We start from the raw sequence: 12,756 nt of genomic DNA on the forward strand, positions 1-12,756 counted from the left end.
TATTGTTAATGAAACATGGAACACATCATGTCGATCAGTTCAGTTATCAAATCATTACAGGACATTATGCGCAAAGACGCCGGCGTGGACGGCGATGCGCAGCGCCTCGGCCAGCTCTCCTGGCTGCTGTTTCTGAAAATCTTTGACGCCCAGGAAGAGGCGCTGGAGCTGGAACAAGATAACTACCAGTATCCGATCCCGCAGCGCTACCTGTGGCGCACCTGGGCGGCAAATGCCGAGGGCATTACCGGCGATTCCCTGCTGGAGTTCGTCAACGATGACCTGTTCCCGACGCTGAAAAACCTTACCGCGCCGATTGATAAGAACCCGCGCGGCTTTGTGGTCAGGCAGGCGTTCAGCGATGCCTATAACTACATGAAAAACGGCACCCTGCTGCGTCAGGTGATTAACAAGCTGAACGAAATCGACTTTACCAGCGCCAGCGAGCGCCACCTGTTCGGCGATATTTACGAACAGATCCTGAAAGATCTGCAATCGGCAGGCAATGCCGGTGAATTTTATACCCCGCGCGCCGTCACCCGCTTTATGGTCGATCGCGTCGATCCGAAGCTCGGTGAGTCGATTATGGATCCGGCCTGCGGCACCGGCGGCTTCCTCGCCTGCGCGTTCGATCACGTAAAAAATAACTACGTGCAGAACGTGGCCGATCACCAGACGCTGCAACAGCAGATCCACGGCGTGGAGAAAAAACAGCTCCCGCACCTGCTGGCAACCACCAATATGCTGCTGCACGGCATTGAAGTGCCGGTGCAAATTCGTCACGACAACACCCTCAACAAGCCGCTGTCGTCGTGGGATGAACAGCTGGATGTCATCGTCACCAACCCGCCGTTCGGCGGCACTGAAGAGGATGGCATCGAGAAGAACTTCCCGGCAGAAATGCAGACCCGTGAAACGGCGGATCTGTTTCTGCAGTTGATCATTGAAGTGCTGGCGAAAAACGGCCGCGCGGCGGTGGTGCTGCCGGACGGCACGCTGTTTGGCGAAGGGGTGAAAACCAAAATTAAAAAGCTGCTCACCGAGGAGTGCAACCTGCACACCATCGTGCGTCTGCCGAACGGCGTGTTTAACCCGTACACCGGGATTAAAACCAACCTGCTGTTCTTTACCAAAGGCCAGCCGACCAAAGAAATCTGGTTCTACGAGCACCCGTACCCGGCGGGCGTGAAGAACTACAGCAAAACCAAACCGATGAAGTTTGAGGAGTTCCAGGCCGAGATCGACTGGTGGGGTAACGAGGCCGACGGCTTCGCCAGCCGTGTCGAAAACGAGCAAGCGTGGAAGGTCAGCATCGACGAGGTGATTGGCCGCAACTTTAACCTCGATATCAAGAACCCGCATCAGGCGGAAACCGTCAGCCACGATCCGGACGAACTGCTGGCGCAGTACGCAAAGCAGCAGGAAGCGATCCAGACCCTGCGCCACCAATTGCGCGATATCCTCGGCGCGGCGCTCGCCGGTAAGGAGGCCAACTGATGGCGGTGGAAAAACTGATTGTCGACCATATTGATACCTGGACCACGGCGCTGCAAACTCGCTCTACGGCCGGGCGCGGCAGCTCCGGCAAGATCGATCTGTATGGGATTAAGAAGCTGCGCGAGCTGATTCTGGAACTGGCAGTGCGCGGCAAGCTGGTGCCGCAGGATCCGAACGACGAACCAGCGGCGGTGCTGCTGGAGCGTAATGAAGAACGGAAAAAAGAATTATCGCGCAATGAGGGTATGAAAACCACAGCAAGCCCTCATATCCATGGAAATGAATATTATATCGATGCCCCCGAAAACTGGTCATGGATAAGACTTGGTAATTTAGCAAAATTCATCGATTACCGCGGGAAAACACCACATAAAAAAGAAAATGGCATAAGGCTTATAACGGCAAAAAATATCCGAAAGGGCTATATTGATCTCAGCCCAGAAGAGTTCATAGCTGAAGAAGATTACACATCATGGATGACAAGAGGCTTTCCTAAATGTGGTGATATTTTATTCACAACCGAAGCACCGCTGGGAAATGCAGCAATTATTGATGTAGATGGAAAATTCGCTCTTGCTCAACGTTCTATCTGTTTTCAATGGCATATTCCAGAGATAAGCCCTTTTATGCTTATTCAAATTATGGCGATGCCCTTCCAGTCACAACTAAATGACAAATCTACAGGAATGACTGCGGCAGGAATAAAAGCGTCTAAGTTAAAAGAGATCCCAGTTATTTTGCCACCTTACCAAGAACAAACTCGTATTGTATCCAGGGTACAGGATCTCATGTCCCTCTGCGACCAACTAGAACAACACTCCCTGACCAGTCTGGACGCCCATCAACAGCTGGTTGAAACCCTGCTAACCACGCTAACCAACAGCCAGAACGCCGATGAACTGGCCGAAAACTGGGCGCGTATCAGCGAGCATTTCGACACACTGTTTACCACCGAAGCCAGCATTGACGCCTTAAAACAAACCATTCTGCAACTGGCGGTGATGGGTAAACTGGTTCAAAGCACTGATGTTGTCGAATATAAAAAGCTAAAAACGTTTCTTTCTTTTGGCCCAAGAAATGGGTTTTCTCCTGTAGAATCAAAAAATAATACTCGGTTCAAAGTCTTAAAGCTTGGTGCAACTTCTTATGGAGAACTAAATATACAAGAATCCAAGTTTGTAGATATTGACATCGATAATAACAGCCATCTGTATATTAAAGAGGGTGACATTTTAATTCAAAGGGGAAACTCTGCAAATTTTGTTGGCTGTAATGTTTTGGTAAAAGAAAATCACAAAAATATCATTTATCCAGATCTAATGATGAAAATAAGAACAAATGAAGATCTCTTACCCGAATATGCTTCTATTTGGCTATCATCACCTTTAGCCAGGGGATTTATGTGGGACAGAATGACCGGAACATCGGGAACAATGCCTAAAATCAGCAAGAAAGTAGTCGAAGAAATTCCGATTATAGTTCCATCTATTGCTACCCAGCAAAAATGCATAGCATTCGTGAATCTGGCTACCAAGATTTGCTCTGATCTTAAAACTCGTCTGCAAACCAGCCAACAAACCCAGCTCCACCTGGCCGACGCCCTCACCGACGCCGCCATAAATTAACCCGCCCCCAGAAACCAATAAAGCGGCTAAATAGCCGCTTCGTTCCCATCACCAGAAATAATGCATCCCCGCATCCACACCATTATTTTCATTCATTTTCAGCTGGACTTTTCTTCTATTCCCTGATGATATGTACAGGTATTTATATCCGTCATACTTCAAGTTGCCTGTGCGTTGGCTGCGCTCGTTCACCCCAGTCACGTACTCATTTACGCTCCTGGGGATTCACTCCCTGGCCGCCTTCATGCATCGCGAATTATTTTGGGTATAACGCAAGACGCCCGTGCTGCAACACGAGCATCCTGCTCATCACAATCACTATTTACAAGGAATAGCAATTATGACTATCGAGCATTCTATTTCAGATCCGTGCGATCCTGAAGTCTCTCCAACGAATAACCGTCATTTAACCGTGAGCTATGCGACGCGTCATCCTGATTACCAGCGTATTCCGGCGTTGACCATGAAGGGTCAGTGGCTGGCGGCGGCGGGTTTTGCCACCGGCACCGAAGTGGATCTTAAGGTGATGAACGGCTGCATCGTGATTACCGCCAGGCAGTCGGAGCCGGAACTCACCGCCTCTCTGCGCCGGGTCAGCAAGCTGTCGGCGCGCAAGCAGAAACAGGTGCAGGTGTTAATCGACGCGATCGCCGGGCAAAAACCTAAGCTGGCATAAGCTCAATCCCCGGGGGCACTGCGCTGGCCGGGGCTACAAGTTTACCACCATCTGCAGGTTCGGAATCCCTGACAGGTGCGCAACCCCGCCTCGAGGAAGCCAGGTTCCCTCAGGCCCACGCTCGTTTATCCCTCTGCTGACACAGCGATCGCTTTTTCTTTTTTTCCGAAAGGGTATGCTTCGTATGATAAAAACCATTTGTAAAACGGATATCACTCGGGGAGAACGGAATGGAGTCACATCAGCAGACTTTGGCACTATTTTTTAAATCACTGACTCAGAAAAATAGTGAGTTTGACCCCGAATGGGGGGCTGGATACCGGGACATAACCTCCCGGGTGCGGCGTGAAAATCCAGATTTTAGCCACCGGGCCATCCAGGATTTGTGGTACACCCGCGACAACAGAGTGGCCAGCCTAAAACAGGGTGGTATGTCTTATGAAGAATTTACTCAAGCACAGGACCAGCTTCGCGAATTAACAAAAATTATTGCCTCGGGCTGTACAGCGGAAAATTTTGATCGTGCCTATCAGTTTTTACAACAGCTAAAAGAATATGGCATCGTGAAAAAGTTTTATCGTGCGCTTCTTTGCCGCACCTTTTCCGCATTTTATCCTGACCAGCTAACCAGTATCATTAAGGAAGATGTTTTCTTCCGGGTTTATAATTACTGCAACAATAAATTCAGCCTCGGACTCCCGGAAGACTATAACTGGGATACGGCAACCTGGTTCAGGTTAAATCTGTTACTAAAAAAAGAGCTTCAGCAGCAGTTCCTTGATGAACAGGATGATATTGAGTTAAATATGTCTCTCTGGCATCTGTATAACCTGGAAATTGCCGAAGAGAGCAATGTTGCAATCGAAGCAAGTATTACAGAATCGACGACGGCAGAGCTAGATGATGAGCCAATCGATATTTTACCGCCAAAAAACTTAATCCTTTACGGCCCTCCGGGAACCGGTAAAACCTACAAGACCATTGAAATTGCGGTACGTGCCTGCGAACCTCAGGCATTCTCCCGTCTCGATGGTAAAGAAAGAACCGAACGTCGGGTAGAGCTCAAAAAACTCTACGACGCGCTGGTTGAAGAGAAGCGCATTCGCTTTATCACATTCCATCAAAGCTTTGGTTATGAAGAATTTATTGAAGGATTAAGAGCGGAAACCAGCGACGATGGCAGCGTGCGCTATGATATTAAACCGGGCGTGTTTAAGCAGATCTGTGAGGACGCTTCTTTCGGTGACTCTGGAATGCAGCTCGCGCTGGACGAAGCCGTAGAAAAGCTTAAAGAGCAATGCGCCGAGCAAAATGGCGTGACGCTCAAAACGACAAATGGCAGTATGTTCAAAGTGACCTACGCCAATAACAGCACCTTCCGTATCTTCCCTTCACAATCGAAGAACGACCGACTTGAAAGCGGCTACCCGGCGTCTATCGAGAATATTCGTCGCTTATATCATGGCGAGACCGAAAATATTTACAACATCTCCTACGTGCGCGGCATTCTTAATTATCTCATTCATCATTTCAACATTCCCGCCACGCCGCTGGCAATAACAGAAAAGAAAAAACAAAACTACGTCCTCATTATTGATGAAATAAACCGCGGGAATATTTCTAAGATTTTCGGCGAGCTCATTACGCTGATTGAGACATCAAAACGAGCGGGAGAAGCCGAAGCGCTGAGCGTAAGTCTCCCCTACTCCGCTAAACCGTTTTCTGTGCCTGGCAATCTCTTCATTGTTGGCACCATGAATACCGCAGACCGTTCTCTAACCGCTTTGGATACAGCGCTGCGTCGACGCTTTGAATTTGAAGCGCTGATGCCCGATGCCTCGGTGCTGAATGATACTCATATTCATGGTATCGACCTCAAAGCGCTGCTGATTACCCTGAACGCACGTATCCAGGCCCTCTACGACAGCGAGCATACGCTAGGGCATGCCTTTTTCATTCCGGTGGTGCAGGCAAAAGATAATCCCGTCGAGGCGCTAAAAAGATTAAAACGCGTAATGAAAAATAAGGTTCTTCCGTTACTGGAAGAGTATTTCTACAACGACTGGCAGAAAATCCGTCTGGTCCTTGGCGATAATCAAAAAGCGGACCAGACGCTGCGCTTTATCCGTTCCGTCGCTAATCAGAACGACGTGTCAACGCTGTTTGGCCAGACGGCAATTGAGGACCTTGAAGAAGCCGGCGTGAGCTATCAGCTATGCAAGGATAATGATCCGGTATGGGATAACCCGCAGGCTTACCAGCAGATTTACCAACCGCAGGCTAAAGCCGCGGAGCAGCACTGATGGCGGGCACCTCGTACTCCATTTTCGAATATGGCTACCTGGTTAATGAAGAGGACAGCGGCAAATTAACCGATTCGGTGTCTTTACCCGCATCGGCGTTTCATTGGCTGGAACAACGCTGCCTGAACGATGAAGACAGTGAGGATCGGCGTTTACTATCCTTACGCGCCCTGAACGGCATCAAAGTCATCCAGGTGAAGAACTATGTTGGCGTCATCGCACTCCCCCAGCAGAGAATGATTGAAGTTCTGCCGAAGGCGGATAAGAGACAGGAAAACGCATCGCACGCGCGTTCTCGACTGCTGATGATGCTGTCGACATTACAAAATTTTCGTCATATCGAGACCTCGGCAGCGAGCATCATGACGTCGAAGATGACCTTAATGGATATCTTCGTTCAGCAATTTGTGACCAGTCTCGAAGCTATCGTCCGCAAAGGTCTCAAACACGATTATCTTCGTCAGCAGAACAATTTGCCGTGGCTGAAGGGAAAACTCCTGGTCAGCGAGCAGCTGAAAAAAAACAGCGTTCGCCGCGATCGTTTTTATGTCGAATATGATGAATACCGCATCGAACGGCTTGAAAACAGATTGCTAAAAACCGCGATCGATAAGGTGTATGGCTACACCAGTAGCCCCGCGCTGCTGCAGAAATTGAATCGTCTACAAGCGCTATTTGAGCCCATCCCCGGGATCGGTAATGTTGATATGGCTTTCCGGCAGGTTCACCTCGATCGCCACATGCAACATTATTCTCCGGCGCTGGAGTGGGCAAAGCTCATTCTAAAAGGTCATTCACCGCACTGTATGCAGGGGCATGCTCAGGCCATTTCACTTCTCTTTCCTATGGAGGCCGTGTTTGAATCCTTTGTCACTGCCTGGCTGCGCTATCGTTGCCATGCTCACTGGCAGGTGAAGCCGCAATCAAAGTCACATTATCTTGTCCACCAGGGTGAAACGCCCAGATTTCAGCTCCGGCCAGATGTATGGCTTATCCCGCGTAACGGCCCGGGGGTCTCTGCCGTCATTTGCGATATGAAATGGAAAATAGTGGATGCCACGCAAGATAAGCTTAACCTCGCGCAAAGCGATTTGTACCAGATGCTGGCATACGGGATAAATCATCTACGCGGCGAGGGGGATATGTTGCTGATCTACCCGCACCATAAAGGCTTCACGGCGCCGCCGATTCACCCGTATGAGTTCCGCCATTCCGAGAGTAAAACGCTACGGCTGTGGGTCGTTCCCTTTGAAACAGGAACCAGCCTGGATACCTCAATGCTGCATATGCCTGAAAACTTTACCCTTGCGGGCATAAACTAACCCCGGCGCCGCCGCGATTACCGGGGCGCGCGGGTTGCTCGTCCGGATAAGGCGCGACGAGCTCAAGCGCCGGGAACGCGCAGGTATGGCCGATAGAGGCTTATTTCTCACCCAGATCGCGGTTCATCGCTTCTCTTAAAATCGCGTTCAGCCGGGTTTGATAGCCTTTTCCCGGGCGTTTAAGCCACTCCATCACATCTGCATCGATGCGCACAGAGGCCTGCGTTTTTAATGGCCGATAAAATTTACCACGAACCGCCTCTGACCACGGCTCATCGTCCGAAGAGGGGATATCGCTGTAATCAATGTCATCATCTGATTTTTTCGCCAGCGCTTTGAGTTCGTCTTCACGCTGAGCGGTAAGCGCTGTCGGGTTATCGCGTTTATGTTTAACCATGCTCATAACGACTCCTCTCTTTTTTGTCCGCCTTCCGGGCGCTGATAATACGAATGACCTCCGTTCCACTTTCAAATCGGATCGAATGCGCCACAAGAACAACAATCACGCCATGAACAAGCCCGATGGTTTGCCATCGATACTCACCATTTTCATAGCGATCATGTCGGGAAAGATGCTGCGGATCGTCAAAAACCAGTACCGCCTCCTCGAAGCGAATCCCATGTTTTCTTAGATTGCTTGCTGCCTTGTTTGCATCCCATTCAAACTCCATTGGCATAGCATTCATCCCGATTGTATATACAAAAAAGTATAGACAATTATCAGGCAAGTATACTATCAATGTTGGAAAAAACCTCACATTTCCAGAGGCTAATTTGTAAAGGTTATTCCCATTCACTCGTCATAAAACACCATCCCTTTATACGGCTGCTCGCGGCACGCCGCCAGGCGCAGGGCGAGGCTGCCGACGTGCAGCTCCAGCTTGTGGCCGTCAGGGTCGAGGAAGTAATAAGACGCCCCTTCGCTGCGGTTCACCTTCCACACCGCCACCCCGGCCGTTTCCAGCCGCGCGCTGAACCCGGCGAAGTCGGCTTCGGCGACGCTAAAGGCGTAGTGGGTATAGTCGCTCTCTTCCGGCGGAGTGACGCGCCGCTGCGGATCCAGCGACAGGCACAGCCACAGATCGCCGCAGGAGAGATAGGCCCCGCCGTCCCAGCGCGCGTGCAGCGTCATCCCCAGCAGCTGGTGATAAAACGCCACGCTCGGCGCCAGGCTGCTGACCGCCAGGGTCAGATGATTCAATCCGCTTAACATGACTTATCCTCCAATGACATCACGATTTGCTGACGCAGCCATTGGTGGGCCGGGTCGCGATGCCAGCGCTCGTGCCACAGCATCAGCATATCAAACCCGGCCACCGCCAGCGGCGGCTCGACGACCATCAGGCCACTTACCCCACGCGCCAGCCGTTCCGGTACCACCGCCACCAGATCGCTATTGCGCAGCGTTTCCAGCATAAACAGGAAATGTGGCACCGAAAGGACAACCCGCCGCGAAAGCCCAAGGTTGGCCAGCGCAGTATCGGTTGCGGCATGAAAACCGCCGCCGTCAGGGGAGACAATAACCTGATCCAGCTGGCAAAACTGCGCCAGGCTCAACGGCGCCCGCAGCGCCGGATGCCCCGCTCTGCCCGCCAGCACGTAGCGTTCGCTGAACAGCAGCCGCTGATGCAGCTCCGCCGGTGCGCCATCCCGGGTATGGAAAAACAGATCCACTTCGTCACGCTCTGCCTGCGACACCAGCCGCGAGGGCTGCAGCTCAAAGACCGCCAGGCGGCTGCCCGGGGAAGCCCGACGCAGCGTGTGCAGCGCCGGGAGCAAAATCGCCGAGGCCATATAATCCGTGGCGGCCACCCGCCAGGTCTGCGCCGCCGTCGCCGGATCAAAATGGCTGGCAGGCGCCACCGCCAGTTCGAGCGCGGTGAGCGCATCGCGCAGCGGTCCGCGCAGTTCATCGGCGCGGGCGGTCGGCAGCATCCCGCGCGGCCCGGGCAGCAGCAGCGGGTCGGCAAAAATGTCCCGCAGGCGCGCCAGCTGGATGCTGACCGACGGCTGCGACAGGTTGAGCCGCTGCGCCGCTCGCGTAACGTTATGCTCACTCAGCAACACGTCGAGGGTGCGCAGCAGGTTGAGATCCAGACGATGTAAATTAATCACGGCTATACCTGAGATTTAAGCAATTAATTTCTACTATAGCGGCCAACCGCTTACTCTGCAGCTCTCCATGACTCAGAGGTGATTTCCATGAAAGTACTGCTGATTTACGCCCATCCGGAACCGCGCTCGTTGAACGGCGCGCTAAAAGATTTTGCCGTCCGGCATCTACAAAATGCCGGTCATGAGGTGCAGGTTTCCGATCTCTACGCCATGCGCTGGAAAGCAGGTTTTGATGCCGACGACAGCAGCGCCCCGCCGGTCGGCGAGTTCTGGCGCTCGACGCTCGATTCAAAGCAGGCTTTTGAACAGGGCACCCAAAGCGCGGATATCGTTGCCGAGCAGGAGAAGTTGCTGTGGGCGGATACGGTGATTTTCCAGTTCCCGCTGTGGTGGTTCTCGATGCCCGCCATTATGAAAGGCTGGATCGACCGGGTTTACGCCTACGGTTTCGCCTACGGCGTCGGGGAGCACAGCGACCGCCACTGGGGCGACCGCTATGGCGAAGGCACCCTGGCGGGCAAACGGGCGATGCTGGTTGTCACTACCGGCGGCTGGGAGGAGCACTACGCCCCGCGCGGCATTAACGGACCGATTAACGATATCCTGTTTCCGATCCAGCACGGGATGCTGTTTTACCCCGGCTTTGCGGTGCTGCCGCCGCTGGTGTTCTACCGCACGGAGAAAACGGACGAGCAGCGCTTTGCGCAGCAGTGCCGGGAACTCGGGCAACGGCTGGATACGCTGGCGAGCACCGCGCCAATCCCCTTCCGCCGGCAAAATCACGGCGACTATCTGATCCCGTCCCTGACGCTGCGCCCGGATTTGGCGCCTGGCGAACGCGGGTTTGCGCTGCATCAGACGACAAAGTAATGCCTTCCCGGTGGTCGCTGAGATGCCGCAGACACCACCGGAATTCATATGACGAATTGTGACCCCCCGCGCAATAACGACAATTCACTGCGCGACACCGCCCCGCATCTTGATCGCTATCAAAAATAATCATACCGTCTGGTCGGTATGATTCGGGCCATGAATATGGAAGCCCAGCACCGAAAAAAAGATCCTGCACGCCTGCATCAGCAGCTGCTGGAGTCGGCGGCAATGATTGCCGGCCGGGATGGCATCGCGTCGCTCTCGCTGAATGCCGTCGCGCGTGAAGCAGGCGTCAGTAAAGGCGGGTTGCTGCACCATTTCCCCAACAAGCAGGCGCTCATTTTTGCGCTGTTCGCCCGTCTGCTGGCCATTATGGAAGAGGCCATCTCGGGGCTGATGGCGGCCGATAATGTCTCTTATGGCCGTTTTACCCGCGCCTACCTGCACTATCTCTCTGACCTGACGGATACCCACGAAAGCCGGCAGCTGATGGTGTTGTCCCTGGCGATGCCGGATGAGCCGGTGCTGAGAAAATGCTGGCGAGACTGGATGCTGGGGCATCTGGCACAGGGTGATGCGCTGGATAATAGCCATACCGGCACCCTGGTGCGCTATGCGGCGGACGGTATCTGGCTGTCGGAACTGACGGAGGGACGCACCATGGGCGCCGACCACCGCCGATCGCTGGTGCGCGATCTGACGCGGATGACGCTGCCGGCGTGATGCCGGAAAAGCCTGCCCCGTCAGGCGTTATGGATGGTTGCAGGCCGTCTGGAGCACCCGGGCATACGTGAAATACGTAGACGCTCCCCGGACCAGACTGACAAATAAAATAGCCTCATGTAGGCTCTTAGATTGAGGCCGCGATGCGCTACAACATCAATGCCCGTCTCATTTATGATGCAACGGACGGCACACTCACCCTACCGGGAAGCACCGAACCTGACAGCCAGCTGTCTATCACTGCCAGCGCGCTGCTCTACTATTTCCTGCGCCATACCGATGTTATCAGCCGCGATGAGGTACTAAAAAAAGTGTGGGATGACAACGGATTAACGTCATCCAACAGCAACCTCAACCAGTATCTGAGCATGCTGCGCAAAACCTTCCGTCATTACGACATTGAGAACATCATCGTCACGGTGTCGCGCGGTATGCTGCAGCTCAACCCCGAATTAACCATCGCCATTATTGACGACATAGCGGAGGCGCCGTCTGAGCCCGCGGCGGAAGTCGCGCCGATGCAGGAGTCCGGGGCCCCCTTCACCCGCGCCGAGGAAGATCCCGCCCCCTCCCGGCATGCGCGAGGCACCTGCTGGTATATGGCCGGCGCCAGTCTGCTGGCCATCGCGCTGCTGTTGCTGGCGTTTGCTTTCGTCGGCGGCGGCGAATCCCGTCCCATCACCCTGACGCAGATGACCCACAGCCAGTGCGAACTGCTGGCCAGTGACGAGATGCTGCGTTCGGTCTCCGCCACCGCCTACGCCAGGAATTTTGATGAGGTACGCCAGCGGCTGAAGCTGGAGTGCAAACCCGGCGAGCGCTTCGTCTTCTTCTATGGCGACAGGCTGGAAACCAACGGGCTGGGCCGGGTGTTCCTCGCCCACTGCGCCATGCATGAAGACAACCCGTTCAGCTACTGCGATAACTATTTCTACTACTCCTGGAAGCCGCAATGAGACTCGCTCCTCGCCCCTTTTTCGCCCTCTCTACGCTGGTATTTATCGTCGCGGCCGGGGTCAGCGCCTGGAAACTGCTGCCCGTTGAAAAAGACGGGGTGATGAGCTGCTCGACCAAAGCCATCATGCGTTTTGAGAACATGGAGAAGGAGAACGTCAACGGTAATATTCATTTTAATTTTGCCGCCAACGGCAAGGGCTCGATGGTCGTCGAGGGCTATACCGACTCCGCGGCCGGCTGGCTCTATCTGCAGCGCTACGTCAAGTTTAACTGGACCAGCCAACGCATCTCATCGACCGAACGCCACTACCGCATCAGCAAGTGGGAATCCAGCGCCTCGTCAATCGATGAGTCACCGGACGTTATCTTTGCCTACTTTATGCGAGAAATGTCCGACAGCCATGATGGCCTGTTTCTCAACGCCCAGAAGCTCAACGAGAAAGCAATTCTGCTGAGCTCCATTAACTCCCCGCTCTATGTCTGCACCCTGAAATCCGGCAGTCAGTTCGATTAATCTCCCTCCCCTGCTTTCCCGGTATCGCCCTCGCCGCGAAAGCGCACTTTTTGCATTTATCTGGCGCTAAAAAACATGACCATACCCACATTTAAACGAGGGATATATTACCCCGCGTCCGCAATAAATTAGCACCCCGTTAACATTCCCC

General features: G+C 53.2%; 13 protein-coding genes. 9 read left to right on the plus strand and 4 right to left on the minus strand.

Annotated elements, in window-relative coordinates; all coding sequences use genetic code 11:
* Positions 1 to 27: 27 nt before the first annotated feature.
* The 5 genes from OQV00_RS23095 to OQV00_RS23115 all read left to right on the plus strand — a co-directional run bounded on the left by OQV00_RS23095 (position 28) and on the right by OQV00_RS23115 (position 7,423).
* Positions 28 to 1,497 (plus strand): N-6 DNA methylase, encoded by a 1,470-nt coding sequence (locus OQV00_RS23095; protein WP_064359608.1) that lies wholly within the window; start codon positions 28 to 30, stop codon positions 1,495 to 1,497.
* Entirely contained in the window at positions 1,497 to 3,122 is a 1,626-nt protein-coding gene (locus tag OQV00_RS23100; protein WP_266279474.1) for a restriction endonuclease subunit S, read from the plus strand. Before OQV00_RS23095 ends, OQV00_RS23100 begins: the two co-directional genes overlap by 1 nt.
* A gap of 340 nt (positions 3,123 to 3,462) precedes the next feature.
* Entirely contained in the window at positions 3,463 to 3,798 is a 336-nt protein-coding gene (symE, locus tag OQV00_RS23105) for an endoribonuclease SymE (protein ID WP_100663658.1), read from the plus strand.
* Between the two features lie 230 nt (positions 3,799 to 4,028).
* Entirely contained in the window at positions 4,029 to 6,101 is a 2,073-nt protein-coding gene (locus tag OQV00_RS23110; RefSeq protein WP_100663657.1) for an McrB family protein, read from the plus strand.
* The gene (locus OQV00_RS23115) at positions 6,098 to 7,423 is read left to right on the plus strand and encodes an McrC family protein (RefSeq protein ID WP_375334599.1); all 1,326 of its coding nucleotides are present in this window, start codon (positions 6,098 to 6,100) and stop codon (positions 7,421 to 7,423) included. The genes OQV00_RS23110 and OQV00_RS23115 overlap by 4 nt, the downstream gene beginning before the upstream one ends.
* A 100-nt stretch (positions 7,424 to 7,523) precedes the next feature.
* Here the strand turns inward: OQV00_RS23115 and OQV00_RS23120 are convergent, their stop codons facing one another.
* The 4 genes from OQV00_RS23120 to OQV00_RS23135 form a co-directional block, all read right to left on the minus strand.
* On the minus strand, positions 7,524 to 7,826 hold the full coding sequence (locus OQV00_RS23120; protein WP_064357555.1) for a BrnA antitoxin family protein: 303 nt from the start codon (positions 7,824 to 7,826) through the stop codon (positions 7,524 to 7,526).
* The gene (locus OQV00_RS23125; RefSeq protein ID WP_032716505.1) at positions 7,813 to 8,100 is read right to left on the minus strand and encodes a BrnT family toxin; all 288 of its coding nucleotides are present in this window, start codon (positions 8,098 to 8,100) and stop codon (positions 7,813 to 7,815) included. Before OQV00_RS23125 ends, OQV00_RS23120 begins: the two co-directional genes overlap by 14 nt.
* 116 nt (positions 8,101 to 8,216) lie before the next feature.
* Positions 8,217 to 8,636, minus strand: coding sequence for a FosA family fosfomycin resistance glutathione transferase (locus OQV00_RS23130; RefSeq protein WP_004857515.1), 420 nt, complete (start codon positions 8,634 to 8,636; stop codon positions 8,217 to 8,219).
* Positions 8,630 to 9,538, minus strand: coding sequence for a LysR family transcriptional regulator (locus OQV00_RS23135; protein ID WP_004857513.1), 909 nt, complete (start codon positions 9,536 to 9,538; stop codon positions 8,630 to 8,632). Before OQV00_RS23135 ends, OQV00_RS23130 begins: the two co-directional genes overlap by 7 nt.
* A gap of 87 nt (positions 9,539 to 9,625) precedes the next feature.
* On the opposite strand from OQV00_RS23135, the gene OQV00_RS23140 reads away from it, so the two are divergent.
* The 4 genes from OQV00_RS23140 to OQV00_RS23155 all read left to right on the plus strand — a co-directional run bounded on the left by OQV00_RS23140 (position 9,626) and on the right by OQV00_RS23155 (position 12,605).
* Positions 9,626 to 10,408, plus strand: a complete 783-nt coding sequence (locus OQV00_RS23140) for an NAD(P)H-dependent oxidoreductase (protein WP_048024655.1) — start codon at positions 9,626 to 9,628, stop codon at positions 10,406 to 10,408.
* A gap of 147 nt (positions 10,409 to 10,555) precedes the next feature.
* Positions 10,556 to 11,134, plus strand: coding sequence for a TetR/AcrR family transcriptional regulator (locus OQV00_RS23145; RefSeq protein WP_004857495.1), 579 nt, complete (start codon positions 10,556 to 10,558; stop codon positions 11,132 to 11,134).
* Positions 11,135 to 11,277: 143 nt separating this feature from the next.
* Positions 11,278 to 12,090, plus strand: a complete 813-nt coding sequence (locus OQV00_RS23150; protein WP_004857492.1) for a winged helix-turn-helix domain-containing protein — start codon at positions 11,278 to 11,280, stop codon at positions 12,088 to 12,090.
* Positions 12,087 to 12,605: a FidL-like protein gene (locus OQV00_RS23155; RefSeq protein ID WP_015585229.1), complete on the plus strand. Its 519-nt coding sequence runs from the start codon at positions 12,087 to 12,089 to the stop codon at positions 12,603 to 12,605. The genes OQV00_RS23150 and OQV00_RS23155 overlap by 4 nt, the downstream gene beginning before the upstream one ends.
* Positions 12,606 to 12,756: the final 151 nt, after the last annotated feature.

It is taken from the genome of Klebsiella sp. DY2415 (assembly GCF_026314315.1).
Taxonomy (GTDB): domain Bacteria; phylum Pseudomonadota; class Gammaproteobacteria; order Enterobacterales; family Enterobacteriaceae; genus Klebsiella; species Klebsiella ornithinolytica.